Consider the following 26,750-nt stretch of genomic DNA (forward strand, 5'->3'; position numbering starts at 1 on the left):
ACCATATCAGATTAGGAGTATTAATGGCGAATGTATCTCGCAGCGCATTGGTTAGCTTTAGCGCTGAGTCTATGTTTGATTTGATCAACGATGTGCAACAATATCCAGAGTTTATTCCAGGTTGTGCAGATACAAAAGTATTAGAAGAAAATGCTGAGCACATGCGAGCGTCATTGCTTATTTCTAAAGCTGGGGTAAAGCAGTGGTTTACCACTCAAAATACCTTAAAGCGAGGTGAGTTTATTAAGATGGACTTAGTTGACGGCCCTTTTTCAAGTTTAACGGGTGGATGGACTATTCAGGCGCTAAGTGAGTCAGCATGTAAGATAGAACTAAATTTAGATTTTGCGTTTTCTAGTAGCTTAGTTGAAATGGCCTTTGGTCGAATATTTAATTCCATTGCAGCCAATATGGTTGTTGCTTTCACAGAGCGAGCTAAGCAAGTCTATGGATAATCACATGCAAAGTTCTGAGATAACACTTGAAGTTGCCTATGGAACACCCCAGAAGCAGGCATTGATTGAGTTTGTTGTTGTTCAAGGTGAGACTGTTGAAAAAGCTATTTTATGTTCTGGCATTTTAGTTCAATTCCCAGAAATAGAACTGAGCACCTCTAAAGTAGGTATTTGGAATCGTACTTGTAAATTGTCTGATGTACCAAGTGATGGAGACCGTATTGAGATTTATCGTCCTCTAATAGCAGATCCTAAAGAAGTTCGTAGAAGAAGGGCCGAAAAAGCAAAAGAAGAAGGCCGCGCTAATAAAGTCACGGGAGGAAGGGCCAAGGTAAGTTCATCAAGTGACTCTTGATTTATTTGTGATACGTTTTCTGGCTTAAGTAGAATCCATATTTTAAATCTAAAGTAGGTGGCATTAGGCATTTATAGTTAGATGAAATGATACAAAATCTTATTTATATACAATAAAGTTGATGATATACCTCAGAGTTACAGCTTACGAATAGATAAAATTACTTCACCTACTTCTATTCCGTACTTAATTATTCGAGATTTATTTAATAAAACGTCATCGTTAATCAAGTACATCCAGTCATCGAGTGTAACGACTAATGACTCACCATCCACTATTATTTCTAAGTCATATCGCCAATAAAATGCTGCACCTACAGATTTGCCTGTAGCCAAACCAATAACATCATTAGCAGTACCCTGATAGCTACCATCTTCTAATTCAGTTAGTTTCCATACTCTAGTGTCAGTTTCACCGTCATCATAAATAAATTGCTCATCTAGCGTCCCTTGTTTACCTTGCCATGTACCTGTGATATCTGCTACAAAACGTCGAGTTAAGTCGCCATTAATATCTAGTACCATCCCATGAGCGACTAATTCCCCATCAAAAAATTCATTCAGCTTAAGTTTTGGGGTAGTGTTTTCATAGTTATCTATATTTGCACTTGAGCAGTTTAAAAATAATATCGATACAAATATAAGCAGAGTGTATTTCATTTTTTATTCCTGATTGCAGTTTCATTCTTTTTTTTACTATCTATCAATTTTGATAATTGAACTAATAGCGGCAGTAATACCCCCCAAACCATTCCGAAATAAATAACTTGGTTAGTAATATCAAGAGATGTTTTCAATGCGCTGAACCTGATTGCAGCTGTATAGCTGACACTACCTGATAATGCACCAATTAATACTAAAATAGATACATTAAGCCTTGAAAGCCAAAGTAAGCTGTGGCTTAAAGACACCACAAACACACACCATAACAGCATTAGCCAGATAGTTATCCAGCCACTCTCGGTTGTGATGACGGAATAATGAATTAACAGTGTGTCTGTCAGCCATCCTATTGGCGCCAAGACTAATAACTTGGCATCCAAGAGTTTTTTATCACTTAATACAAAATGTAAAATTAAGATAAAGCTAATTATAAAAGCTGCATATTGAGTTAGTAATGCAGCTGCAAACCACGCTAGCTGAAAAAGAATGCCATTAATAATCCAAAACTGACGCATCGTTTTTGCCAATAAAGTTCATTTTTCTAGCGGTTATGTGATGTGTGCTAATAGCTCTTTCTAGGAAAGCGCCTTCGCAATAACAAAGGTAGTAGTTCCATAAACGTTTAAATTGCCCATCAAAACCCGAGCTTGCTAATATTGACCAGTTCTGATTAAAGTTTTTGTACCAATGGTTAAGGGTACGGGCATAATGTAACCCAATATCTTCAACATGGTCGATAACCATGTCACTTTGCTCAGAAAGTTGTTTACTAATAACTTGAACTGATGGTAAGCAGCCACCGGGGAATATATACCGTTGGATAAAGTCGACACTTTTACGGTAATGATCGTAGCGATTGTCTGCGATGGTTATAGCTTGTAATAACATCTTCCCAGAATCATTTAGTAGTGAGTTACATTTTTTGAAAAACGTAGGCAAAAACTCATGACCTACAGCTTCAATCATTTCAATTGACACCAATTTGTCGTATGTGCCCGTTAGTTCTCTGTAATCTTTTTTCAACAGGGTTACTTGTTCAGTAAGACTGTTCTTTTTAACTTGGGTCTGAGCGTATTCGTACTGTGCATCAGATATTGTAGTCGTCGTAACCTTACAGCCGTAATGTTTGGCAGCATAAATAGCTAAGCTACCCCATCCTGTACCAATTTCGATTAAGTGATCACTAGACTCAAGCTCTAATTTTTCACAGATTGCTTTCAATTTATTGGTTTGAGCAGCTTCTAATGTTTGATGTTCTTCATCAAAAATTGCAGCTGAATACATCATAGTGCTGTCTAAAAATTGGGTATAAAGATGATTACCTAAATCATAGTGACTGAGGATGTTTTTCTTAGAGCCTGTTTGAGAATTCTTATTAGCTAAATGCGCCACCTTATTTTTGACTTTAGCCGGCCACGATATTGAACCCTCAACTTTGTCTAATTGTTGTTGGTGTTTGGCAAAAATTTGAATTAATCGTGTTAAATTCGGGCTAGTCCATTTTTGGGCGATAAACGCTTCTGCTGCGCCTATTGAGCCACCTCGCGCAAAGTCTCTGTACAAGCTCGAGTCCAAGACCACTATTTTAGATGTCAGCATAGCGTCTCGGTTACCAAGTTGATAATGAGTGTTACCTTCTTGAATTTCAATACATGCATCCTGCAAGGAATTGAGGGTATCAAAAACTAACTTTCGACATTTTGTGGTCCACCAATCTAATTGAATAGCCGAACTCAATGTTTGTGTATTTTCCATTAATTACCTCAGTGTTCTGGGTGTGCAACAAAAGGCACTTTTTTAAAAAATAGTTTTACAGCTTGCCAATAAATTCCTAATACAATCTTTAACGTCATACTGGGAGTGCTGCAGAGGGTAGAGAAAATATTTGCAGCGGTTAATGGCTTTCTTGACATGGCCAACGTTGCATCAAATACTTTTATATCTTGATGATTCTCTATGTGTACAAGCATCTTTTTTTCTGGGGGCTTGACGCGCCAGTGATAGTCCATATTCATTTCCATGAATGGTGATACATGGAATGTTTTAGGAGTAGGCTTAGTGCCATTTAAATCTACTAAATAGTAATGGGTTTGACGCCAAGGTGTGTTGCTAACTTCTGCCAACATGTACACGCAGTTTAGGTTTTGGTCATAGCAAAAGTAAAAGTTTATGGGGCTAAAATATAATCCTAAACACCTACCTTGGGCTACCATAGTCACTTTGTGTCCATCCCAATTACCACCTAACGCTGATACTTTCTTAGCAATACGTTGGTGTAAGGTGCCTAGTTCACTTTTTATATAATCCTTTTGATTGAAGCGAATGAGGTGATACCACTTTTCGCCAAGAAATGAAGACTGAGTGAATAGTTGTGGAACTTCATCTAAATCGATGGCTAACATGTACAAAGTATAACTAAAGCTATGATAAGCATGTTTATAGCGTCTGTGACGCACTTTTCCAGCGTAAATTCCACTATTTAGTATCATAGACTAATTCCAAAACGCTGGCCCAAATCAGTAGCACTACGTACTCCATCTTCATGAAAACCGTTGTACCAATAAGCGCCTACAAAATGAGTATGATTAACGCCACAAATAGAGTCTCTTTTTTGCTGTGCAGCAATACAAGCTTGGTTAAACACAGGGTGGGCATAATTAAATTTGCGAATTACTTTTTCTGGGTCAATGTGTTCAGATTGGTTTAAGGTAACACAGAAGGATTCTGATGAAGTGATGCCTTGCAGTATATTCATGTTATAAGTCACACTGGCTTGACGATCAAAATTACCGTCCAATTGATAATTCCAGCTAGCCCAAGCTGCTTTGCGTTTAGGTAACAAATTGATATCTGTATGCAAAACTACATCATTATTTTGGTAATGAATATTGCCCAGTACTTCAGTTTCTAGTGGTGTTGGGTCAGCAAGTAAAGCTAGAGCTTGATCAGAGTGGCATGCAAATACTACCTCATCAAAATTTTGAGTCGTACCGTCTGTAAAATGCAATTTAGCACTATCGACGTCTCGACTGACTTTTTTGATTTTAGCGTTTAGATAAATGTCGTCCTTAAACTTATCTATAAGAGGGGCTATATACTCACGTGAGCCGCCAGGGATTACATACCATTGAGGTCTGTCGCTTACATTCAATAGGCCATGGTGATGAAAAAAACGAATGAAAAATCCTAATTCGAACTGACGCATCTCATTTAAACTTGTTGACCAAATAGCTGCACCCATCGGCAAAATATAATGCTGACAAAAATAATCATTAAATTTTTCATTATCTAAAAACTCTCCTAAGGTTAGGTCCTGTGGGATTGAGTCTTCTGAAAATAAAAGCTTACAGGTTTTGTTGAAGCGTAAAATATCCAAAATGAGCTTCCAAAATTTTGGTCTGAACAGATTACGTTTTTGAGCAAATAATGTGCTTAAGCTATGGCCATTATATTCCAAGCCAGTGTTTTGATTTTTAACACTAAAACTCATTTCTGTTTCTTGAGGAGTAAGCTTTAATTGAGACAGTAATTTTAAAAATCTAGGGTAGGTTTTATTATTAAATACGATAAAACCGGTATCAATTGAGTATTCTTTTTGCTGTATCTTTATGTCTACAGTTGCAGTATGACCACCAATGTAATCGTTTTTCTCAAACACGGTAACCTTATGCTTTTGACTAAGTAAATATGCAGACGTGAGTCCTGATATTCCTGAACCAATAATGGCTATGTTTTTCATTTATTCACCAAAGAAATTGCGATTTTTCGCCACAGCCTAAAAGGCAAAATGGACAATAATCTAAGAATGTTGATAAAAATCGTAGGAAATTTTATCGAATGTTTTTTAGCTCGCATGCCATTAAATATAGTTCTTGCTGCAAATTCTGCTGTCACTTTACCAGGCATCTCAAAAGTATTTTTGTCTGTTAAAGGAGTCTCAACAAACCCTGGTTGAATAAGACTTACACCGATTTCGTGATTAGCAAGATCGACGCTTAAGCTTTTAGCTAAATAATTTAACCCCGCCTTTGAGGCTCCATAGGCTTGTGATTGTGTGAAAGCCAAATATGTCACACTAGAACTCACGATGCCTATCTGCCCTGAGCGTGTCAATTTGGGTAGAAAAGCTTCTAAGCAATACCCAACCGATAACAAATTAGTACGGATGACTCTCTCAAATAACGCACTGTCAAAAGGGGTTACTGTTTCCATATACTCACAGTTGCCTGCATTCAAAATAAGCTGATCAATATTGTTAACTTCATCGGCAGCGACCAGGGTTTGTTGCAACTGTGTTACGTCAAAATTTAACGTTTGGATGCTCGGGTATATTTCTTTTAAGTTTGCTAATTTTGTTGAATCGCGACCAGCGGCTAAAACTTTAAAACCGTTTTTAGCGTAAATCTCTACCAGAGCTTTACCAATGCCAGATGTTGCACCGGTAATTAGAACGCTATTCATTCACTTGCTCTTTTCTTTAAATATTTAATGAGCTTTCCTATAACTGGGATATGCTCAAAAATCATAGCGTTTGTATCTACATAGTCTTGGTGGAAAATAACTAAGTTACCTTTGAACTCTAAACGGCTATGACCCATAACATTGATATCAGCCCCGCCGTTTAATGAAGGGTGGGAGTAAACCATGGTCCAATACAAAAATCCTTTATCTGCTATTTCTAGAGATTCATCGATTTTAAAGGTTATTGATTGCACATTGCTGTAAAGATGACTGAAGTATTGTTCTAGCTCTGTAATTTTTTCGACTTTGTGAAGTGGATCTATAAATACCACGTCTTGGTGATAAATATCTTTCAAAAGAGCCAAATTATCTTTATTGATGTTTTGATAAGCAGCGACAAAATTATCGATTTTATTTGGATTCATAGCATTTACTCTTTATTTATAAATCTATATACGATGCCAGACAGGCAGTGGATCAATTTCATGTGAGTAAATTTTTATCTAGATTAGATATAGTTAAAAGGCCCATTCAATGAGCCTATTTAATTGAAGTACGACTCTATAAAACGCTAGTAAATTAGCTTGCCTACAGGGTTTAATACTTGGCTAATACCTTGTACAAAATGCATTGAGTTATTTGCTATGGTTAAACATAGGCAACCGGTTTCTGTAGACGGAGAATGTGTATTGGCATCATTCAACCATATGAAATCGCCAGGAACATAGGTATCAACTTCATCCTTGAACTCTCCGGCCAATATAAGGGTTAACTCAAACCCTTTGTGAGTATGCCGTGGAATGGCCCCTCCTTTTTCAATATGGAGCAAGTTGGTGTGTACCTCGCCCTCATTTAAGTCTACTCTAGCCCTTGACAGTTTCCCTAACTTTAACCAATTAGATAAGCCAACAGATTGCAAGGCTTTTGGTAAAGTATATTCATGTTCTCTTATATTCACACGAAGTGGTGAGCTTTGTTTAGGATGGAGCTCATAATCATTATCCGTGATGGTAGAGATCATCTCATCGTCTTCCCATTCATCTACTTCTATATCGTCATCTAGATATTGGGCTGACGTTTCTTGCAAAGCTAAAACTTGATGGCGACAACATTCACAATGTTCTAGGTGTGCAGACACAGCTATCGATAAAGAAGCTCCTAACTGACCTTGCGTAAAGGCTAGTAATAAAGCTGGTGTTGGGTGATGTTTAATCATCAGATTCTCCCATCAATTGACGCAATTTATTTAATGCTAGACGGAGTCTAGATTTTACCGTACCTATTGGGACGTTAAGTTGTTGTGCGAGTTGTTCTTGAGTAACTTGCTTGTAAAAAAGCCCCGAAACAACTTGTTTTTGTTTTTCTGGAAGATGCTCTAAAAGAGCTTTAATATTGCGACTTTGTAGATGATCCTCAAAGTTATCAATATCCTCAGAAACCAAAATATTATCCACTGGCCAAATATCATCACTGATTGTTTCGGTACGCTGGGTTTGGAGTTTACGTAACATATCAAAGCTCATGTTGCGCATAATGGAGTACATCCAAGTAGTTGGTGCTCCCTTGTCTTTTTGGTACAAGTGTGACTTTCGCCATATGTTAGTCATGGTCTCTTGTACCAGCTCTAACGCTTGCGCCTCATTATTAAATTGTTTGATGCCGAACTGTTTAATGCGAGGAGCAAACCATTTAAAAAGTTTACTGAAAGCGAGTTTATCTCGGTTAATGGCAACGTCCTGTAACCAAATACACAACTCTGGATGCTTTGTGTTACTAACCTGTTTACTAGTCGGTACTACCATATTCACATGATGCGATCTTAAGTCATTTGCCAGCATTGTACTTTTTCCCTTTGCTCTTATAAACACAAATACGAGCTAGGATTCAAATAGGATCATCTTTTAGTTCAAGATAGTTAATAAATGATCAAAAAATGGATAAAGTAATTAGTTAGCAACAACTGGTTCTAGGGGCGCACGCTTAATCTTTGACTAACTGTTAATACTTACGCCGTTGCAATCCTGTTTGAGCTAAAATTTTCGCAGATATTTCTTCCACTGAATAGTATGTGCTATTTAAAAAATGTAGTTTTTCTTTGTGGTACATATTTTCGACTTCTCTTAATTCCATTCTACATTGTTTCATAGATGCATAATGGCTATTGGGTCGCCGCTCAGAACGAATTTGATGTAGGCGCTCAGCATGTATTGTGAGTCCAAAAAGTTTATCTTTAAAGCGCTTCAAGGTAGGCGGCAAGCGTAAAATATCCCCCATATCATCCTCAGTGAAAGGATAATTAGCTACTTTAATGCCGTACTGCAATGCAAGGTAAAGGCTGGTAGGAGTTTTACCTGTACGAGAAACTCCCACTAAAATGACATCAGCTTCATGATAATTTTTGAGATTCGCCCCATCGTCATTAGCCAATGCATAATTTACTGCTTCAATTCTAATATCGTAGGTTTTTTCGTGAATGCTATGAGAGCGATGTTTTTCAGGTTTGCTGGTAAGCCCCAATACCTTTTCAACCGGAGCAACAAATTGATCGAGAAAATTATAATTAATTCCTACTGATTTTGAGATGATTTTACGAATTTCTGTATTTACAATTGTATAAAAAACTAAAGGTCTCTGTTTGGTGTCTTGAAAACTTTCAGATATTTTTTGAATTACGTCTTCGGCTTGTTCTGGTGTTTCGACGAAAGGAATAGTGGTGTGTTTTAACTCAATCGTAAACATAGAGAGGAGTGCGTGCCCAAAAGTTTCTGCAGTTATGGCTGTTCCGTCCGAAATATAAAAAGCTGATCTCACAACATTTCCTTAACAATGGTGTAATTTAATTACGAAATGTAATTAAATTTTACTTTCATAATAACAACATTCTAAAATCAATCGCAAGCAAACACTTAATCGTTGAAGTATTTGTTTTAGTTACCGTTTTAGCGTCGAAATTATAGTCAGTAACATTAAATTATTAGCTTAATAAAACAACCCAAAAGTAAGTCAAGGAGAAAGTAAAAATGCAAGAACATGTGTTGTGGTACCAACAGCTTGGAATGGGAGATGTTGGTGTAGTAGGTGGTAAAAATGCGTCATTGGGGGAGATGATTTCAAATTTATCAAACGCTGGGGTGCAAGTACCTGGTGGGTTCGCTACGACAGCTCATGCATTTAATCTGTTTTTAGAGCAAAGTGGATTAGAGGCACGCATTCATGATTTATTAGATAGCTTAAATGTTGATAATATTTCTGAATTAGCGCAAGCCGGTGAAACCATAAGGAATTGGATTATAGATACGCCTTTTTTACCTGAATTAGAAAGCGCAATTAAAAGTGCTTTTGAAACCTTACAGGGTGAATCTGGAGGTGATGCTTCTTTTGCTGTTCGTTCGTCTGCCACTGCTGAAGACATGCCTGATGCATCATTTGCTGGTCAGCAAGAAACCTTCTTAAATGTTAAAGGTTACGATGCCGTTATGATTGCCATTAAACATGTGTATGCATCTTTGTTTAACGATAGGGCTATTTCTTATCGTGTACATCAAGGGTACGACCATAAAGGTGTGGCTTTGTCTGCTGGTATTCAACGTATGGTCCGCAGTGATTGTGCTACTTCTGGTGTGATGTTCTCTATTGATACCGAGTCTGGCTTTGACGATGTGGTATTTATTACTTCTTCTTATGGTCTGGGTGAAATGGTTGTGCAAGGCGCAGTGAACCCCGATGAGTTCTACGTTCATAAACCAACCTTAGCTAAAAATGTACCTGCTGTTGTTCGGAGAAATTTAGGTAGCAAGCTAACTAAAATGATTTACTCTGACGATACTGCCCATGGTAAACAAGTTGAAATTGTTGACATTGATGCATCGGACAGCTGTTTGTTTTCGTTAACTGATGATGAAGTTATGGAATTAGCAAAACAAGCCGTCATTATTGAAAAGCACTATAAACGTCCTATGGATATTGAATGGGCTAAAGATGGCATAGATGGAAAATTATATATTGTACAGGCCCGTCCTGAGACTGTTAGAAGTCGTGAAAGTTTACAGGTTATAGAACGTTTTATGTTGAAAGGTAAAGCTAAAACTATCTGTGAAGGTCGTGCTATCGGTCATAAAATAGGTGGCGGTATTGCGAAGGTACTCAGTGGTGTTGAAGAAATGGATAAAATTCAACCTGGGGATGTATTGATTACCGATATGACAGACCCAGATTGGGAGCCGATAATGAAAAAGGCCTCAGCTATTGTTACCAACCGAGGTGGGCGTACTTGCCACGCGGCTATTATTGCCCGTGAATTAGGTATTCCTGCTGTGGTGGGGTGTGGTAATGCCACAGCATCTATTGAAAATGGTGAAAAAGTCACAGTCTCATGCGCAGAGGGTGATACAGGCTACATCTATGGTGACCTGCTAGATTTTGACGTTGTGACATCTCGTGTAGATGAAATGCCTGAGGTTCCACTAAAGGTAATGATGAATGTGGGTAACCCTGACAGGGCATTTGATTTTGGACGTTTACCAAGTGAAGGGGTTGGCTTAGCGCGTTTAGAGTTCATTATTAATCGAATGATTGGTGTACACCCTAAAGCATTATTAAACTTTGATGAGCAGCCCAATGAATTGAAAATAGAGATTACCGATATGATCTCTGGTTATGCTTCGCCTGTGGAGTACTACATTGAAAAACTCGTTGAAGGTATATCGACTATTGCTGCAGCGTTTTATCCTAAAAAGGTTATTGTGCGTATGTCAGACTTTAAGTCTAACGAGTACTTCAACCTTGTTGGCGGTTACCAATATGAGCCTGATGAAGAAAACCCAATGCTAGGCTTTCGTGGAGCAAGTCGTTATATTTCTGATGACTTCAGGGAGTGCTTTGCTCTTGAGTGTGAGGCCATAAAGCGGGTTCGTAACAAAATGGATTTAACTAATGTCGAAATAATGATCCCATTTATTCGTACCCTTGAAGAGGGCCGGCAAGTTCTAGACTTACTAGCTGAGCAAGGGTTAGTGCAAGGTGAAAATGGTTTACGTGTCATTATGATGTGTGAATTGCCATCTAATGCCTTACTTGCAGATCAATTCTTAGATATGTTTGATGGTTTTTCAATTGGCTCTAACGACTTAACACAACTAACTCTCGGGTTAGACCGGGACTCAGGGTTAATTGCCCACCTGTTTGATGAGCGAAATGAAGCCGTTAAGGTATTATTGTCTATGGCAATTCAAGCAGCTAAAAAACGGGGTAAATACGTCGGGATTTGTGGGCAAGGACCATCAGATCACGAAGATTTAGCTCAGTGGTTAGTAGAGCAGGGTATCGACAGTGTTTCGCTTAATCCAGATACCGTGGTAGAAACATGGTTGTACTTAGGTGAGCAGCACAGTTAATTTGGCATGATTACATGTTAAAAACTAAAAAACCGCAATCTGATATCAGGTTGCGGTTTTTTATTTTGGCCAGTTTACTCTGTTTTAAACTAGAGGCGTTTACCCTTTGAGTTTACGTCTCAGGAAAAAACGGTCTAAACGACGTGCCGATTTTGACATTGATGTTTGGCATTTCGTTAGCCAGTATCTTGCTTTGGGTACATCATAACTTAAGACAATTAGCCCTAATAACAGAAACAATGAAGAACCAGGCACGATAAACAGTACCACTCCCATCAGAGCAAGTAGGCTGCCTACCGCGATTCTTATTTTTTTAATCATTTTTTACCCATTTCAATTAGGTTATGTAGCGATAGTCTAACATCTACGAAGACAAGGCAATACAATAGTTGTAACAATAAATTAACTAAAGGTGGTCTTTTTTAATATTTCTTATTTCATTTAAGGTATTTTTAGCATTACATGGTTGTTAAGGCCACTCTTAGTGGCTGCTTAGTTCATTGATTTAATGTGAACCTTGCCTGTATATAAGTATTAATATGCCGAGTTAAAATTTTCTCATTATTCACATAGTACTACCTCGTTATGAAAGATAACCCCAAGCTAGTGCAAAGTAATATAGAGCGCTGGCCCACAATTAGGTACAATTACACTAATAATTTAGTTCAAGAGCAGTCCTATAACTATGCTTCCTGTGTTAGATCCTAGTTTGATTATTGAGAGCGATTATCAAGAATTTTTAGCGTTACTAAAAATGTCGACGTTTAGCGGCGATATAGAGTTTAGTTATGCCAGTCGTTTAGCTGTAGCCACCGACAACTCAATTTATCAACAATTGCCCCAAGCAGTAGTGCTACCCAAGTCAACTGAAGACTTATCTCTTATCGGCAAAACTGCCAATCAGTTTGAAAATGTTCGGTTTTCAGCAAGGGGCGGTGGTACTGGCACTAATGGTCAATCATTAACATCAGGCATTATCGTAGACATGTCTCGCTACATGAATAATGTGCTCGAAGTTAATGCTGATGAAGGTTGGGCCCGAGTACAAGCTGGTGTTGTTAAAGACCAACTAAACGACGCTTTGCGCCCTTTAGGTTTCTTTTTTGCACCTGACTTATCTACCAGTAACCGTGCAACTGTTGGTGGCATGATCAACACAGATGCTTCGGGGCAGGGCTCTTTGGTGTATGGTAAAACCAGCGACCATGTATTAGGGCTAACATCGGTATTGGCTGATGGCACTATTTTAAATACTGCACCCATCACACTGGAAGAAGCTAAAGAACAAAGCAAACAAGACTCTCCTCTAGGAAATATCACCCAGCAATTATTAGATAGTTGTTTAGGTAAGCGAGAGCAGATACTGGAAAAATTCCCACGCCTTAATCGCTTTTTAACGGGGTACGACTTAGAAAATACCCTGAGTAAAGATTTAACCAAATTAGACCTTAGTCGGGTGATCACAGGCTCCGAAGGCTCATTGGTATTTGTCTCAGAAGCAAAAGTTAACATTACGCCTATCGCTACGTTTAAAGCCTTAGTAAATGTTAAATATGATTCTTTTGAATCAGCACTAAGGCACGCGCCAAGTATGGTAGCCGCGAATGCTACCTCTGTTGAAACGGTAGACAGCAATGTATTAAACCTTGCTAAACAAGACATTATTTGGCATTCGGTTGCCGACTTGATAACAGATGTCGAAGGTAAAGAAGTGCTTGGCCTTAATATGGTTGAGTACAACAGCAATGACCAAGCAGACATAGAACAAAAAATTGCTAACCTCAGCAAGAGTTTGGATGACGCTGAAAGCCTAGGGGTAATTGGTTACCAAATTACCTACGACAAAGCTGACATTACAAAAATTTACGCCATGCGTAAAAAGTCAGTAGGGCTATTAGGCAAAATAAAGGGATCGAAAAAGCCTCTCGCGTTTGTTGAAGATACCGCCGTACCACCAGAAAACCTCGCTGACTTTATTATGGAGTTTAGAGCTTTATTAGACAGCCATAATTTGAAGTACGGTATGTTTGGTCATGTTGATGCAGGTGTATTACATGTGCGTCCAGCGCTAGATATGTGTGACCCAGAGCAAGAAGCAATGGTGCCAGATATTTCAGACCAAGTGGTGGCGCTGGTGGCCAAGTATGGTGGTTTAATGTGGGGCGAGCATGGTAAAGGATACCGTAGTGAATACGCGCCTACATTTTTTGGTGAAGAGCTATATACCGAACTTCGTAAAATCAAAACGGTGTTCGACCCTCTAAACAAAATGAACCCAGGTAAAATCTGTACACCGCTAGAGTCAAGTGACAGCCTAGTTAAAGTGTCTGGCCTTAAAAGAGGCGAATTAGACAGGCAAATACCTATCGAAGTTAGAACATCATTCGAGCCAGCCATGAGTTGTAACGGTAACGGTTTATGTTTTAACTACGATACGACTTCACCCATGTGCCCCTCATTTAAAATTACCGGTGACAGACGTCATAGCCCTAAGGGTAGGGCAGGTATGGTGCGCGAATGGTTACGTTTATTATCTAAAAATAACATTGATGTAAACGAGCTAGAGCACAACGAAGATCCGCCTACTTGGTTTGAGCGCTTCAGAAACTCCACCGATAAAAAGCCAGATAATGATTTTTCTCATGAAGTACTAGAAGTCATGGAAGGGTGTTTAGCTTGTAAGGCATGTTCAAGTCAATGCCCTGTGAGTGTTGATGTACCGAGCTTTAGATCGCGATTTTTAAGCATGTACTACCAAAGGTATATGCGACCCGCCAAAGACATTTTGGTAGGCAATATTGAAAAAATGGCGCCCCTCATGGCAAAAGCGCCAGGCTTTGTTAACTTCTTTTTATCTCAAGACTGGGTAAATACGAGTATCAGAAAAACCATTGGCTATGTGAATACCCCTTTGTTATCACAACCTACTCTTGAAAAAAGGCTCAAGCTCAACCAACCACAAAGCACTCAGTTTGATTTAGTCGAGCTACAACGGTTAGCACCAGCAGAATTGACTAAAAAAGTGTGTATTGTCCAAGACCCATTCACCACTTTTTATGATGCCGATGTGGTTGAGTCACTTGTTAAGTTGATCAGTAAGTTAGGTTATGAACCCATATTGCTACCTTTTATGCCAAATGGTAAGCCCCAGCACGTTAAAGGCTTTTTAAAAGAGTTTGCAAAAACAGCTAAAGATGCCTCTGACTTTTTGAGTCAATTAAGCGAGTTAAACGTGCCATTAGTTGGCGTAGACCCTTCAATGGTGCTGTGCTACCGAGACGAATATCAAAAAATATTAGGCGATGCACGAGGTGAGTTTAAGGTGCAATTGGTACACGAATGGTTAACTCAAATAGAGTTACCAGAGCTCAAAGCTACAAGTAATATTGCGTATGGTTTGTTCGGTCATTGTAGTGAAAAAACTGCGTTACCTACCAGTGAAAAGCAATGGCAGCAGATATTTAAACAAACCGGATTGGAGCTGTCTTTGGTATCTGTGGGTTGCTGTGGTATGGCTGGCACCTTCGGCCACGAGTCAAGCCACCTTGAAGAGTCAACCGGTATTTATAACCTAAGCTGGCAACAAGCCGTTGCCAAATTTAAGCCCGAACAAGTGCTCGCCACTGGTTACTCATGCCGTAGCCAAGTCGCGAGGTTTGAAGAGTTTAAACCTAAACATCCATTGCAAGTTTTAGAGAAAAGCTTATAGCGTTAATTGAAGAGGGCAGTTTGATCACTGCCTTTTTTCAAAGTAACCAGCCTATAGTACGTCTACAGGATTTTTTAACCATTACATACAGCAAAATGGATTTTGCAATCTTGATTCTTAATATTCAGAGCATGTACTCTCAGGAGGGCAAAAAGAAGCACCTAGCTCATTTCTTTAAGCAAAATGCTTTGCCCCATCCGCACTTTTTTCGGCGAACTTAGGCAATTTTTCTTCGTAAATTTGCAATTGAAACCAGTAGCATTACAGGAAAAAAACAAAGAGCCAATACTACAAATTTCAACATATGGCCTATGCAAAAACAGCTAAACACTTTGTTATGGCAGATCAATCCGAGTGGATGATTGAGCAAATAGAGTTATTTCTTAAAATGAATTAAACACCCTAAATAACAAAACGCTAAGTTGTATGCTTCGCGCTTTGTTGTAAGTTGTTATCGATTTTGCCTCTGAAATACACTACTTAAAGCTTCATTAAATACATTGCATAGGTTAGTTAGAACCTTTATTGTTTTTACTCAATATCAAGGAAGGTCTAGCCCCATGAAAAAGAATGTTTACCTGTTTTTATTTATTTGCTTGTTTAGTGTTTCTGCTCAGGGCTTTGATAAAGCCAAGCTCGATCAATATTTAGATGCCTTAGACACAAACCAAAAGGCGATGCTTAGTTTAGCTATAGTGAAAGATGGTGAGCCTGTTTATCAAAAGTCTATTGGGTATGTAGATGTCGCAAGAAAGCAAAAGCCCAATATAGATACCCAATATCACATTGGCTCTATTACCAAAATATTTACCTCTACCATGATTTTTCAATTGATTGATGAGGGCAAATTATCACTTGATACTAAGCTGGCTAAGTATTACCCAAAAGTTAAAAATGCTAACAAGATAACTATCTCTATGTTGTTAAATCATAGAAGCGGTATTTTCAATTTTACTAATGCTGCAGATTACTCAGAGTATATGGAGCAGCTTAAAACTAAAGCTGAAATGGTTAGTTTGATAGAAGGCTTAGGCAGTGATTTTGATCCTGATAATAAAGCTAGTTATTCAAATAGCGCCTATGTGTTGCTGGGCTTTATTATAGAAGATATCACTCAAGACTCTTACGCTAACCAGTTACAAAACCGCGTTGTGGCTAAATTGAACCTTGATAGAACCATGTTCGCTGGGCCAATTGATGTAGAGGCTAATCAAGCTAACTCTTATACTTATGAGTCAGAAGATTGGGTGCCTGCTACCCAGACAGATATGAGTATACCCCATGGCGCTGGCGCGATTATTTCTACGCCTTCAGAAATAGGCAAGTTTTTAACGGGCCTCTTGAATGGTAAGTTGGTGTCATCCAATTCATTAGATAAAATGAAAGAGGTTAATCAAGGTTATGGCCGAGGATTGTTTAAGTTTCCGTTTTACGAAAAAGAGATTTATGGCCATACCGGTGGAATAGATGGCTTTGTGTCACAAGCCGGTTATTTTCCTGCCGACAATGTTGCTTTTACACTCACTTCAAATGGTTTGAATTACAAACTGAACGACATCAGTATTGGTCTGTTAAGTATTTATTATGGCCGACCTTTTGATATACCTGATTTTACTCAAAAGCCGATTAGCCTTTCAGAAAAAAATCTCCTCAAGTATGAAGGAGTGTTTTCTTCTAAAGACATTCCCCTTAAAATCACTTTAAAGTTTCGTGATGGTCAGCTTACTGCTCAGGCAACAGGGCAAGGTCCGCTTAGCCTTACACCTTTTTCTCATTCAGAGTTTCGTTTTGAGCCTGCTGGGATTGTGATGCTTTTTAGTACGGATGGCGACAAAGTTGATTATGCTACTTTTCAACTCAAGCAAGGTGGAGGGACTTATCATTTTAGTAAAGAATGACACGTTTTTAATGAGGACATATATTGCACAATCTAGATTTATTCGCTGAGCCAGAACCCACACCCATTAATATCATCGATTACGATGGGCTGGTGGAATATCATGGGTTAGTGATCGCCGCTCAAGAGGCCAATCAATTCTTTGATGCTCTGCTTCATAAAATAGAATGGAAAAGCGATGAAGCAAATATTTTTGGAAAACAGATTCTAACCAAGCGAAAAGTCGCTTGGTATGGCGATAAACCATTTAGCTATACTTATTCAAACTCTACTAAAATGGCTTTACCTTGGATTGATGAGCTAATTATACTCAAAGCTATTGTTGAAGATAAAACAGGTGCCAGCTTTAATTCTTGTTTGCTTAATTTATATCACAGTGGCGAAGAAGGCATGGCTTGGCACAGCGATGGTGAAAAAGACTTATTAAAAAATGGTGCCATTGCTTCGTTAAGTTTTGGCGCAGAGCGTAAGTTTTCTTTCAAACATAAACAAACTCAAAAAACGTTATCGGTAACATTGCAGCACGGCAGTTTGTTGGTGATGAAAGGTGAAACCCAAAGTCACTGGCTACATAGGTTGCCTCCCACCAAAAAAGTAGATACTCCAAGAGTTAATCTAACCTTTAGAACTATTGATGAGAGTCGGGTGGTGTGAGAAGAGCAGTGGCTAGTAGATAGAAAAAGATTAAAAATTTTCACCACCGAGGGCACAGAGTACACTAAGAAAAGAACATGATTAGTGGCTGTAATGAGCGAAGAGCGGACGATTACCAAAATAGCTGTAATGAATGATGATTATGAGGAAGCAGACATTCAGCTGTTTATTAAATAATTTTACCATCGATGTGTTTAAGCTAATTGAAGGTCTGTCAATACATACAGGTATAATGGAAATGGTAAAATATAGTCCTTATTGCTTCTTATTATGTAAATTTTCTAAGTCTCACTTTGCTTTTCATAAAATCACTAAGTTATTAATTTAACTATGGATAATATTATTTACATGGTTTTTAATAGGAAGCAGAAAAGTCGCGTTAAAGTCGAGTCTCCTTTTGCTTTTGCAACTCTTTGTGATTTCGATAGCATGAAAGTTAAAAATATTTAATAAAATCAAAAGGTAAGAACTGGAAGTGACGGGAATTAAAATCAAATTGAGAAGTTACATATACGACATGCTCGATAATAAGCGTTAGGCATATATGAAACATGTAGCGACTATTCTATTTTCGATACTAGTTTTTGCTTGTTCCTCCCAGCATAAAGCGGAAAAAAAAGACTTTGAGTTCTTTGGTATCGCGACGCTTAAAGAGAGTCAAGAAATTTGCCTTCAAATTCGAACGCAAGAGCCAGACAAGCCTGTTGCAGAAGGTTATTTTTGTTATAAAACTGACCATCCTAAATATTCGAAAATACGTGGGCATGTAGGTACTATTCAGATAGGTGAAAGCAAGGAGTTTGGACCCTTTGATAAATAATATGCCTAACAAGCACAGCCATCCGACGCCAAACTGCGGCGCGGCTGCTGTTAGTCGTTAATGTCCGCTTTAGGGTGAAAATCCAGTTAAAATCCGAATGTGACCAATGACCGCTAATGGCACAAAGCAGTAATTAATTGTCAGATTTGATTGTTCTCTTTAAATCAAATCTGACTAATGAAATTAAGATTCATACTTATTCTTCGATATACCAATGGCCTTTGTTTACCAGCATGGTTAATAGTGCGGTAAAGTGGTTATGTAGAATGTATTGAGGTTGGCCGTCTTCGTCTGCAATAAATTCTTCAGTAATAAATGGCTCTGATAAAAATCTTTTCACTAAATCCGCAGATTCGACTGGGCCGGTGTATGCTTCCCCTGCAATGTGAAATGTAAAACTACTTGAAGGTTCGCAAGTCGTCTTTGGCTCTACAAATATAGGTTTTATTCCTGAGGCTCGGTAGAAGTATTCGCCACTTTCTAACATCTCCATAATGGCTTGCTCAGAAAACTCTTCGATTTGTTGGTTTGACTCGTCTTCTGCTTTTTTATTGTCACTTAAAAAAGTGGGTAACCATTTTTCAAATGCGTCACTTTGTAATGATTCAGCAAGTAATGCTTTGAACTGAGCCACTTCTTGTTGTTTGATTTCACCAGAGAATTTGCGAGCTGATAATGCTTGGTCTTGGTAACGGTTGCTGAGTAAGTTGTTATCTATGGCGTAATCTGCGAAAGACGATAGCATCTCTTGTTGTGAGGGTGCTCTAAAGCCTACTGAGTAGTTCATACATGGCTCTAGCGCAACGCCATTGTGGGGATGGTTGGCTGGGATATAAATAATATCGCCTGCGGTGAGTACTTCGTCTATTACCGCTTTAAATCCGGAGATTTGTGATAAATCACAATGGGGTCTTACAGCTTCGTAATCGCTTGGCAAGCCTACTTGCCAACGCCTGCTGCCTTTACCTTGAATAATAAATACATCGTATTGGTCTAAATGTGGGCCAACACCTGCACCGGCGTTTGAGTAGCTCACCATTAAATCATCCATACGCCACAGCGGAATAAAATCAAAGGTATTCATTAAGCTGTCTGCGTCTGGTACAAAATGATCAACAGATTGAACTAACAAACTCCATTTTCCTAAACAATGTTCGTTAATATCGTCATAGGGGCCGTGTGCGACCTCCCAGGTACCTGCTTGATTGTTTACAATACGAGAGTCTACTGATTCTTCTTCTGTTAATCCTGCTAGCTCATGTTCATCGATTGGATCGTGAAAATCTGTAAAGCCTTGGCGAATTAATAGTGGTTTTTTTTGCCAGTATTCTTTTAGAAAAACGTCGGTATCTATATTTTGTAATCGGTACATCTTTATCCAGTTTGTTGTTTGCGGCCTGTAAGCCAATAGGTGGTAACAGGGCCAACCCCTTTCACGTTAATTTTGCCACGGATAGCAAAATCAAATGAGCTGCTTGTTAGTTTGTAGGTGGATTCTGTGGTCTGAATTTTATTGGATTGACCGTGACTTTCCATTCTTGATGCTAAGTTTACCGCTTCTCCCCACATGTCGTAACTAAATTTACTTTTTCCTATGATACCGGCAACCACTTCTCCGCAGCCAATACCTATTCGCAAACCTATTTTCAGGTTTTGAGCTTGGCAGATACGTTTAAATTCGTGCTGCATATCTAGTGCACAGTAACAACATTGAATGGCATGTTGTGTGTTTACCACGGGCAATCCGCCTGCGGCCATATAGCCATCGCCACTGGTTTTTATTTTTTCTAATCCGTGTTTCATAGACAACTCATCAAAACGACAAAATATTTGATTTAAAATTTCGAATAATTGCTGAGGTGTGCGTTTTTTACATAGAGGCGTGAAGTCTTGAATATCTGCAAATAAAATACTGGCTTGTGCAAAATAGTCTGCAATGGGCTCATTTGAGATTTTTAATCTTTGAGCAATAGTATTTGGCAATATATTTAATAGTAGCTGTTCAGAACGCTTACGCTCATGTGCGAGCTTTCTCCAACTTTTACTGACATTTTTTTGAATGTGATAGCTACATAAAATGCTGGCTAGTGCCAATAAGCAGGCGCTGGCAAATTTAAAGCTCTGTTGTGCCGTATCGTAATTTTGTTGAACAAAAGCTTGGTAGTATATTTCTGTAACAATAAACAGTCCGCAAAATAGTAATGAGAAACACCATTTATAAACGCTCTCGCGTTCGGTAAAAAAGAACGGACAACAAATTACCGCTAACAGATAAAAAAAGTGAATATATAAATCAAGTTGCCATAAAAGACATGTTGTAATGAGGTTGATTATATACACAGTGATTAACCATATTTTAGCTGCTAGATACCACGCATTATGATTGAGTATGGGCACCCAAATCAGAGAGGTAATAGTTAGGCTGGTAATCAATAATTGTAACGCCCCTTGAGCTTGCCAAAACCAGAGGGCACTGGGGATTTGAAAAATAGATACCAATATTACGATAAAGGCAATGATGTTGGTGATGCGAATAGGAGTGAAATATTCATTTGGGTAGCGAGCAATGCCTGCCCATACCCATAGTTTTAAGAAACGTCTTAACATTTTTAAATCCTTTTAAAAATCAGAGTGACTACTTAAGTTCTAATAGAAGTTAAGTATAGTTCACCCCAATTTTTATGAAGGATTTAAGGTGGTTTTATTTCTCTAGCTGTTCAACAAACTCAATAGCTCGGCCGATATAGTTTGCTGGTGTTAGCGCCTTTAACTGTTCTTTAGCAATATCTGGTAATGCTAAGGTATCTACAAATTCAGCCATAATCTGTTGATTCACTTTTTTACCACGAGTTAACTCTTTCAGTTTTTCGTATGGTTTTTCAATGCCATACCGACGCATCACTGTTTGTACAGGCTCTGCCAGTAACTCCCAGTTATCATCAAGTTCATCTAATAAGCTTTGTTCGTTGACCTGGAGTTTGCTGATCCCCTTAAGCGAGGCTTGGTAGGCGATAACCGAGTAGCCTACACCTACACCTAGGTTTCGTAGTACGGTTGAGTCGGTTAAATCACGCTGCCATCTAGAGACTGGAAGTTTAGTGGCTAGATGCCCAAACATGGCATTGGCTAGTCCTAAGTTACCTTCAGAGTTTTCGAAGTCTATTGGGTTCACTTTATGGGGCATAGTAGATGAACCAATTTCACCTGCAATGGTTTTCTGTTTAAAGTGACCCATGGCGATATAACCCCAAACATCACGGTCAAAATCAAGCAATATAGTGTTAAAACGCGCAATGGCATCAAACAACTCTGCAATATAATCATGAGGTTCAATTTGGGTAGTGAACGCATTCCAAGTGACTCCTAAGCTAGTCACAAACTCGTCTGCAAAATTATGCCAATCAAACTCTGGGTAAGCAGATAGGTGAGCGTTGTAGTTACCTACGGCACCATTAATTTTACCAAGAATACTGACACTGGCGATTTGATCTCGCTGGCGTTGTAGGCGGATCATCACGTTGGCCATTTCTTTACCCATTGTAGTTGGGGAGGCTGGCTGTCCGTGGGTTCTCGCCATCATTGGCATAGACTTTAATTCAATGGCTAAACGTTTAAGCTCTGCAATAAGTTTGTCGCAATAGGGTAAAACCACTTCGCCACGGGCTTCTGTTAGCATTAATGCATGAGATAAATTATTGATGTCTTCAGAGGTACAAGCAAAGTGAATAAATTCATTGATGGCGTGTAGCTCAGCGTTATCCGCAACTTGTTCTTTTAGGAAATATTCCACAGCCTTAACATCGTGATTGGTAGTACGTTCAATCTCTTTTATTCTTGCGGCATCTTGTTCGCTAAAGTCACTTACTATTGTGTCTAATATTGCATTGGCTTGGCTGCTAAAAGCAGGGACTTCTTGAATATCAGGGGTGGCTGCTAACTTTTGTAACCAGCGCACTTCTACAACAACGCGATATTTTAGCAAACCAAATTCACTAAAAACGTCTCTCAATTCAGCAGTTTTACTGCCATAACGACCATCTATTGGGGATACCGCTGTAAGGGCAGATAACGCCATGAAATTCTCCTAATTAGGTGTGCTTATTTGCTTTAATGTGTGTTTTGCGCTATTTAAAATTTGTGTTCTATTTAATAATATCTGTCTGCGTTTACCGCCAATTTGTCGCCATAATACCGCGGCTCTTACACCAGCTAGTAATGTCGCTCTGACTCTATGCTGACATTCAGGGCGCTGCAATATCTTGGGATCGCCTGCAACCTGAATTTTTCGTGAAACCGGGCTGATGACGTCTGAATAAATGCTGTCTAAATTACTGAGCATTTGTCCATCTGTTAAGTCTAAATGTGATTTTTGTCGTTGAATGTTTGCAATACGCTCACCTAACGCTGCCATTGTACTTTTGTTAGAGCTGAGTTTGCGCTCTATGGATAATAAGTTCGCAATGTAGCGTGTGATTTCAACATCTTTAACTTTAGCTTGATTACCTAGCTGACTAAGGATGGTTTCGTAACCTAGTTTTACGTCCTCAATCGCCCCGAATACTTGTTCAGTATTATCACTTTCAGTCACTGAAATACTGTTTAGAGATGTATTTAGAGAGTCTTCGCTGTAATCAGCCCCTCGAGCTATTTGTTTTACTAAGGCTGCAGCCTGGCATACACCAGCCAGTGCAATATTACTTTCATAAAAGCGCATGTTTTGTTTATTACTCATTACCGTATGTAGTTCTCTATAATACCGCCGCCTAAGCAAACGGCGTCTTGATAAAATACGGCGGACTGCCCTGGTGTAACGGCTTTTTGAGGCTCATCAAATTCAACCAGCACAGTGCCGTCTTCTTTAGGTGTGACTAAGCAGGGTATGTCTTGTTGGCGATAACGAGTTTTGACTGCGCATTTTGTTGGTTGCTGAGGGCCTAAGCGGTCAATCCAATGTAGTTGATTTGCTACTAAACCTTTAGAGTATAGTCTTGGGTGGTTACTACCTTGGCCAACAATTAATACATTACGTTCTACGTCTTTATCGACTACATACCAAGGGGCTTCGCCAAACGATTTCATACCACCAATAAGTAAACCTTTACGCTGACCTAAGGTGTGATACATCAAACCATCATGTTTACCAATGACTTGCCCATCGGCTGTTTCTATTTCACCTGGCTGAGCCGGTAGATATTGTCCTAAAAAGTCTTTGAATTTGCGTTCTCCGATAAAACAAATCCCGGTGCTGTCTTTTTTATCGTGGGTCACTAAGTCTTGCTCAAGGGCAATTTCTCGGACTTTCGGTTTTTCTAAATGCCCAATCGGGAATAACGTTTGTGCTACGTGTTTTTCAGCTAGGGTATATAAAAAATAACTTTGATCTTTGTTACCGTCTAAGCCACGTAACATTTGCCAATCACCTGATTGGTTGGAACGCTGCACATAATGCCCTGTAGCAATGTAATCGGCGTTAAGTTCTTCAGCGGCAAACTCTAAAAAGGCTTTAAACTTGATCTCTTTGTTGCACATTATGTCTGGGTTTGGTGTCCGACCTGCTTTGTATTCTTCTAAAAAATACTCGAATACATTATCCCAATACTCTGCAGCAAAATTGATGGTATGCAAGGTCATTCCGAGTTTATCGGCCACTGCTTGAGCATCTTTTAAATCTTCAGCTGCTGCACAATACTCATCATTATCGTCTTCTTCCCAGTTTTTCATAAACAACCCTTCGACTTGATAGCCTTGTTGTTTAAGAAGATAAGCTGAAACCGAAGAATCAACTCCACCAGACATGCCAACCACAACTTTTATTTGGCTGTTGTCTTGAGTTTTATCTGTAGATAGAGATTGTTGAGTCATATGCAAAAAATGTATTGTTATGTGCTAAAAAATGGAGCCGAAGTTTACCAGTTCTGGTAGGGGAAAGCATTAGCTTAATAAGCGGTTCTAAGTATATTCAATCATTGTTAGTAATATGTCTTTTTTTTCCTAAGTGAGTTAGGTGTGTGAGCGTAAAAAAATACTATTTTAGGTAGGCTTTTGATGTACATTTACTTTGACACAAAAAATAAACATACATTGAAGAATTTTAATAACAGGAGTCATTTAATGAGCGATAATTTATTTACACCACCAGAATCAAATCTGATTGACGAAATTAATGAGCAAACAACCTCAGTTCTCGCATCCCGTTGGAGTAGATTAGGCGCATCGCTTGTTGACTCATTTATCATGATGTTGTTTGTGATCCCTATAATGTACTTTGTTGGTTGGTTTGAAATTATTTCAAGCGGAGAGGAGCCGTCACACCTCTATACTCTAGGCTTTGGAATTTTGGGGATTGTATTTTTTGTTTTTATCAACCTTAAATTACTCGTTAGTCATGGACAGACGGTTGGTAAAAAAGTTTTAAAAATAAAAATAGTCGATTTGAATGATGATAAAGCAGAGTTAAAAAAGCATTTGTTAAAACGATACGGAATTTACTTTATACCTAATCAAGTGCCTTTTTTAGGAGGCATTTTTCAGTTCATTAATATTTTATTTATTTTTAGAAAAGACAAAAGATGTATTCACGATTTAGTTGCTGGTACGCAGGTCGTTTATTGTTAGTGTAAAAATAGGAAATGCATTGTAAATTTTCACCTTAGCAAAGCCGTATTTAGAGGATATGTTATCAGTTGCATCTATATAAAATTAATGGAAACTTTTGTAGATTGTACGACCACAAACATCTTCAGTGATATGGTAGTACTAATGGTGGGTAAATTCACCATTAGTACATAAATACAACATTTCTTAAGGCTTAAACAGTGCAGGGTTCATAGCAACTTGGCGTTCTAGGACAGACAGCCCCTCGAGAGCAAATTAATCGTGCTTCATTATCTATTCCTCTTTCAACCCAGTTAATATTGAGTATTTTAGCAATACTCATTAAATCACTTTTGATGGCTTTAGGAATGGAGGATGAGCCGCCATTTTTGACACAGGCTTGTTTTAAATCATTGGCCAATGACAAGGCATCTTTACCTTGGGCGTTGATGGCGGGATTAAGATCAATTCCGGCACATAAGACATGATTATTCCCTGCAAAATCTTGAACTTTTATGGACTCACATGAATATATTCGTGGCTCGTCACCTACATTTAAAATAGAAATTTGAGACGATGTGCCTTCAAGTGGGGCATTTATCATTCTAAATACTGCCCAATGTTGACAAGGATCTTGCACTAAACGCATGTTGCCCCAGGGCAGAGGGATACCATTTCCTCGGTATACCGCTTTTAGTTTACCCGGTGCATAGGCGTCGAAATAGTGCCAATGGGGGTAGGGAGATACAGCTGTCATACGGCGCATGGCCACTGATTCAGAGACTCCGGCAATCTGACCACTACCTATTTCATAGCCATTTCTGTCTAATAATTGCCTAAATGGGACTTTAGGGCACAACAGAGCACCAGCGAAAAAACTACATTCAAAATCACGCCAAGCATGCAAAATATCGTGAGGGTCTACATTTGAGGACTGACTTTGTACTGTTGGGTCTTGTAAGGGAGATATTTCGTTACGACCCGCGACTAAAACATTTCTTAAACCATTTTTATCGTGCAGCACACAGTGCCCAATATGCACGGCCAGATCATATTTCAATCTATGGGGCTGATTTTTCATTAGTTGATTAATATTAATTTGATTGGGCGCTTCAAAAAAGGAAGTCACTACACTTTGCGTGTCTATACCTACGCCATCTAATGCTGATTGAGGGGTTTTATGAAACCATTTAATTTTTAAACCCATATTTTTGGTAATGGCAATGATGTCTTCCAAACTTAAAGGTAGTCGTTTAAGCCCAACTTCTTCTGCCGCTCGTTCTAGATCAGGGAAGTGATTTTGATTATGTTCTTGATGTGCGCGGATCAATAAGTGTGCAAATTGGCGGCCAGAGGTACCTGTTTGAGATAACATTTCTGGGATCGCTATTTGTAAAATATCGTTAGAAAATAAAAAGTTAGGCTCTAATGCCATGCCATTTATCCCGCCTTTCGAACCTTTGTTTGGGGTGATGGCATCTTCTTCAGGTACATCATCCAAAAACCATTTAATGTCCTTTTGAAATATGCTGGCAATTAAACTTAATACCTCTTCACTGGGAACTCTTTTACCTCGTTCAATCATAGATAAATACGACACAGACGGCGCTGATTCAGGATCAATTTTAATACACCTTGCAGATAAATCTTCCATTGTTAAACGGTTTCTTTTTCTAAGATTGCGGATCTTAGTGCCTAAAAAGTGGGCCTTGCGCATTAAGCTTTTATTACTTTTCATTTTGTAAAATTA

Annotated in this window: 24 protein-coding genes; 8 read left to right on the top strand and 16 right to left on the bottom strand. The window is 38.7% G+C overall.

All coding sequences use genetic code 11. The features are described from left to right. The first annotated feature begins 23 nt into the window (after window positions 1-23). Entirely contained in the window at window positions 24-455 is a 432-nt protein-coding gene (locus tag ABJD71_RS11185) for a type II toxin-antitoxin system RatA family toxin (RefSeq protein WP_348168923.1), read from the top strand. Between the two features lie 4 nt (window positions 456-459). After that, entirely contained in the window at window positions 460-810 is a 351-nt protein-coding gene (locus ABJD71_RS11190; RefSeq protein ID WP_348168926.1) for an RnfH family protein, read from the top strand. Window positions 811-947: 137 nt separating this feature from the next. Here ABJD71_RS11190 and ABJD71_RS11195 read toward each other — a convergent pair whose 3' ends face one another. From ABJD71_RS11195 to ABJD71_RS11240, 10 genes are all read right to left on the bottom strand, one after another. After that, complete coding sequence (locus tag ABJD71_RS11195; protein WP_348168929.1) at window positions 948-1,469, bottom strand: DUF3833 domain-containing protein; 522 nt, start codon at window positions 1,467-1,469, stop codon at window positions 948-950. Beyond that, on the bottom strand, window positions 1,466-1,987 hold the full coding sequence (locus ABJD71_RS11200; protein WP_348168932.1) for a DUF2878 domain-containing protein: 522 nt from the start codon (window positions 1,985-1,987) through the stop codon (window positions 1,466-1,468). The genes ABJD71_RS11195 and ABJD71_RS11200 overlap by 4 nt, the downstream gene beginning before the upstream one ends. Beyond that, window positions 1,965-3,227 carry a cyclopropane-fatty-acyl-phospholipid synthase family protein gene (locus ABJD71_RS11205; RefSeq protein WP_348168935.1) on the bottom strand — a complete coding sequence of 421 codons (1,263 nt, stop codon included), beginning with the start codon at window positions 3,225-3,227 and terminating at the stop codon, window positions 1,965-1,967. Before ABJD71_RS11205 ends, ABJD71_RS11200 begins: the two co-directional genes overlap by 23 nt. Before the next feature lie 8 nt (window positions 3,228-3,235). Beyond that, window positions 3,236-3,961, bottom strand: coding sequence for a DUF1365 domain-containing protein (locus ABJD71_RS11210; RefSeq protein ID WP_348168938.1), 726 nt, complete (start codon window positions 3,959-3,961; stop codon window positions 3,236-3,238). After that, entirely contained in the window at window positions 3,958-5,211 is a 1,254-nt protein-coding gene (locus ABJD71_RS11215; protein ID WP_348168939.1) for an FAD-dependent oxidoreductase, read from the bottom strand. Before ABJD71_RS11215 ends, ABJD71_RS11210 begins: the two co-directional genes overlap by 4 nt. Beyond that, window positions 5,208-5,933 (bottom strand): SDR family NAD(P)-dependent oxidoreductase, encoded by a 726-nt coding sequence (locus ABJD71_RS11220; protein WP_348168942.1) that lies wholly within the window; start codon window positions 5,931-5,933, stop codon window positions 5,208-5,210. The genes ABJD71_RS11215 and ABJD71_RS11220 overlap by 4 nt, the downstream gene beginning before the upstream one ends. Beyond that, window positions 5,930-6,358: a nuclear transport factor 2 family protein gene (locus tag ABJD71_RS11225; protein ID WP_348168946.1), complete on the bottom strand. Its 429-nt coding sequence runs from the start codon at window positions 6,356-6,358 to the stop codon at window positions 5,930-5,932. The genes ABJD71_RS11220 and ABJD71_RS11225 overlap by 4 nt, the downstream gene beginning before the upstream one ends. 146 nt (window positions 6,359-6,504) lie before the next feature. Beyond that, a complete protein-coding gene (locus ABJD71_RS11230; protein WP_348168949.1) occupies window positions 6,505-7,149 on the bottom strand; it encodes a ChrR family anti-sigma-E factor in 645 nt (214 codons plus the stop codon). Continuing rightward, complete coding sequence (locus ABJD71_RS11235; RefSeq protein WP_348168952.1) at window positions 7,142-7,771, bottom strand: sigma-70 family RNA polymerase sigma factor; 630 nt, start codon at window positions 7,769-7,771, stop codon at window positions 7,142-7,144. Before ABJD71_RS11235 ends, ABJD71_RS11230 begins: the two co-directional genes overlap by 8 nt. Window positions 7,772-7,931: 160 nt before the next feature. After that, window positions 7,932-8,744 carry a pyruvate, water dikinase regulatory protein gene (locus ABJD71_RS11240; RefSeq protein WP_348168955.1) on the bottom strand — a complete coding sequence of 271 codons (813 nt, stop codon included), beginning with the start codon at window positions 8,742-8,744 and terminating at the stop codon, window positions 7,932-7,934. A 209-nt stretch (window positions 8,745-8,953) separates the two neighbouring features. Here ABJD71_RS11240 and ppsA point away from each other — a divergent pair, with 209 nt between their 5' ends. From ppsA to ABJD71_RS11265, 5 genes are all read left to right on the top strand, one after another. After that, on the top strand, window positions 8,954-11,326 hold the full coding sequence (gene ppsA, locus ABJD71_RS11245) for a phosphoenolpyruvate synthase (protein ID WP_348168958.1): 2,373 nt from the start codon (window positions 8,954-8,956) through the stop codon (window positions 11,324-11,326). A 685-nt stretch (window positions 11,327-12,011) separates the two neighbouring features. Next, complete coding sequence (locus ABJD71_RS11250) at window positions 12,012-15,035, top strand: FAD-binding and (Fe-S)-binding domain-containing protein (RefSeq protein ID WP_348168961.1); 3,024 nt, start codon at window positions 12,012-12,014, stop codon at window positions 15,033-15,035. A 560-nt stretch (window positions 15,036-15,595) separates the two neighbouring features. Beyond that, window positions 15,596-16,933: a serine hydrolase domain-containing protein gene (locus ABJD71_RS11255; RefSeq protein WP_348168964.1), complete on the top strand. Its 1,338-nt coding sequence runs from the start codon at window positions 15,596-15,598 to the stop codon at window positions 16,931-16,933. 23 nt (window positions 16,934-16,956) lie between these two features. Further along, entirely contained in the window at window positions 16,957-17,586 is a 630-nt protein-coding gene (locus tag ABJD71_RS11260; protein WP_348168967.1) for an alpha-ketoglutarate-dependent dioxygenase AlkB, read from the top strand. Window positions 17,587-18,130: 544 nt separating this feature from the next. Continuing rightward, complete coding sequence (locus tag ABJD71_RS11265; protein WP_348168970.1) at window positions 18,131-18,406, top strand: hypothetical protein; 276 nt, start codon at window positions 18,131-18,133, stop codon at window positions 18,404-18,406. A 196-nt stretch (window positions 18,407-18,602) separates the two neighbouring features. Here the strand turns inward: ABJD71_RS11265 and ABJD71_RS11270 are convergent, their stop codons facing one another. The 5 genes from ABJD71_RS11270 to mnmA all read right to left on the bottom strand — a co-directional run bounded on the left by ABJD71_RS11270 (window position 18,603) and on the right by mnmA (window position 24,268). Further along, a complete protein-coding gene (locus ABJD71_RS11270) occupies window positions 18,603-19,778 on the bottom strand; it encodes a cupin domain-containing protein (protein ID WP_348168973.1) in 1,176 nt (391 codons plus the stop codon). A 2-nt stretch (window positions 19,779-19,780) separates the two neighbouring features. Then, window positions 19,781-21,013 (bottom strand): adenylate/guanylate cyclase domain-containing protein, encoded by a 1,233-nt coding sequence (locus tag ABJD71_RS11275; protein ID WP_348168976.1) that lies wholly within the window; start codon window positions 21,011-21,013, stop codon window positions 19,781-19,783. Between the two features lie 94 nt (window positions 21,014-21,107). Continuing rightward, the gene (purB, locus tag ABJD71_RS11280; protein WP_348168979.1) at window positions 21,108-22,481 is read right to left on the bottom strand and encodes an adenylosuccinate lyase; all 1,374 of its coding nucleotides are present in this window, start codon (window positions 22,479-22,481) and stop codon (window positions 21,108-21,110) included. 9 nt (window positions 22,482-22,490) lie between these two features. Continuing rightward, window positions 22,491-23,138: a high frequency lysogenization protein HflD gene (gene hflD, locus ABJD71_RS11285; protein ID WP_348168982.1), complete on the bottom strand. Its 648-nt coding sequence runs from the start codon at window positions 23,136-23,138 to the stop codon at window positions 22,491-22,493. Further along, a complete protein-coding gene (mnmA, locus tag ABJD71_RS11290) occupies window positions 23,138-24,268 on the bottom strand; it encodes a tRNA 2-thiouridine(34) synthase MnmA (RefSeq protein ID WP_348168985.1) in 1,131 nt (376 codons plus the stop codon). Before mnmA ends, hflD begins: the two co-directional genes overlap by 1 nt. A gap of 249 nt (window positions 24,269-24,517) precedes the next feature. Between mnmA and ABJD71_RS11295 the strand changes: the two genes are divergently transcribed. Beyond that, window positions 24,518-25,021, top strand: a complete 504-nt coding sequence (locus ABJD71_RS11295; RefSeq protein ID WP_348168988.1) for an RDD family protein — start codon at window positions 24,518-24,520, stop codon at window positions 25,019-25,021. Between the two features lie 193 nt (window positions 25,022-25,214). Here ABJD71_RS11295 and ABJD71_RS11300 read toward each other — a convergent pair whose 3' ends face one another. Beyond that, on the bottom strand, window positions 25,215-26,738 hold the full coding sequence (locus tag ABJD71_RS11300; protein WP_348168991.1) for a DUF3612 domain-containing protein: 1,524 nt from the start codon (window positions 26,736-26,738) through the stop codon (window positions 25,215-25,217). Window positions 26,739-26,750: the final 12 nt, after the last annotated feature.

The sequence above is a fragment of the Paraglaciecola sp. genome (genome assembly GCF_039943935.1).
GTDB lineage: Bacteria > Pseudomonadota > Gammaproteobacteria > Enterobacterales > Alteromonadaceae > Paraglaciecola.

Bases quoted from the DNA above. Each gene is read 5' to 3' on its own strand.
- ABJD71_RS11185 (WP_348168923.1), top strand. From the start codon at position 24: ATGGCGAATGTATCTCGCAGCGCATTGGTTAGCTTTAGCGCTGAGTCT.
- ABJD71_RS11190 (WP_348168926.1), top strand. From the start codon at position 460: ATGCAAAGTTCTGAGATAACACTTGAAGTTGCCTATGGAACACCCCAG.
- ABJD71_RS11195 (WP_348168929.1), bottom strand. From the start codon at position 1,469: ATGAAATACACTCTGCTTATATTTGTATCGATATTATTTTTAAACTGC.
- ABJD71_RS11200 (WP_348168932.1), bottom strand. From the start codon at position 1,987: ATGCGTCAGTTTTGGATTATTAATGGCATTCTTTTTCAGCTAGCGTGG.
- ABJD71_RS11205 (WP_348168935.1), bottom strand. From the start codon at position 3,227: ATGGAAAATACACAAACATTGAGTTCGGCTATTCAATTAGATTGGTGG.
- ABJD71_RS11210 (WP_348168938.1), bottom strand. From the start codon at position 3,961: ATGATACTAAATAGTGGAATTTACGCTGGAAAAGTGCGTCACAGACGC.
- ABJD71_RS11215 (WP_348168939.1), bottom strand. From the start codon at position 5,211: ATGAAAAACATAGCCATTATTGGTTCAGGAATATCAGGACTCACGTCT.
- ABJD71_RS11220 (WP_348168942.1), bottom strand. From the start codon at position 5,933: ATGAATAGCGTTCTAATTACCGGTGCAACATCTGGCATTGGTAAAGCT.
- ABJD71_RS11225 (WP_348168946.1), bottom strand. From the start codon at position 6,358: ATGAATCCAAATAAAATCGATAATTTTGTCGCTGCTTATCAAAACATC.
- ABJD71_RS11230 (WP_348168949.1), bottom strand. From the start codon at position 7,149: ATGATTAAACATCACCCAACACCAGCTTTATTACTAGCCTTTACGCAA.
- ABJD71_RS11235 (WP_348168952.1), bottom strand. From the start codon at position 7,771: ATGCTGGCAAATGACTTAAGATCGCATCATGTGAATATGGTAGTACCG.
- ppsA (WP_348168958.1), top strand. From the start codon at position 8,954: ATGCAAGAACATGTGTTGTGGTACCAACAGCTTGGAATGGGAGATGTT.
- ABJD71_RS11250 (WP_348168961.1), top strand. From the start codon at position 12,012: ATGCTTCCTGTGTTAGATCCTAGTTTGATTATTGAGAGCGATTATCAA.
- ABJD71_RS11255 (WP_348168964.1), top strand. From the start codon at position 15,596: ATGAAAAAGAATGTTTACCTGTTTTTATTTATTTGCTTGTTTAGTGTT.
- ABJD71_RS11265 (WP_348168970.1), top strand. From the start codon at position 18,131: ATGAAACATGTAGCGACTATTCTATTTTCGATACTAGTTTTTGCTTGT.
- ABJD71_RS11270 (WP_348168973.1), bottom strand. From the start codon at position 19,778: ATGTACCGATTACAAAATATAGATACCGACGTTTTTCTAAAAGAATAC.
- ABJD71_RS11275 (WP_348168976.1), bottom strand. From the start codon at position 21,013: ATGTTAAGACGTTTCTTAAAACTATGGGTATGGGCAGGCATTGCTCGC.
- purB (WP_348168979.1), bottom strand. From the start codon at position 22,481: ATGGCGTTATCTGCCCTTACAGCGGTATCCCCAATAGATGGTCGTTAT.
- hflD (WP_348168982.1), bottom strand. From the start codon at position 23,138: ATGAGTAATAAACAAAACATGCGCTTTTATGAAAGTAATATTGCACTG.
- mnmA (WP_348168985.1), bottom strand. From the start codon at position 24,268: ATGACTCAACAATCTCTATCTACAGATAAAACTCAAGACAACAGCCAA.
- ABJD71_RS11295 (WP_348168988.1), top strand. From the start codon at position 24,518: ATGAGCGATAATTTATTTACACCACCAGAATCAAATCTGATTGACGAA.
- ABJD71_RS11300 (WP_348168991.1), bottom strand. From the start codon at position 26,738: ATGAAAAGTAATAAAAGCTTAATGCGCAAGGCCCACTTTTTAGGCACT.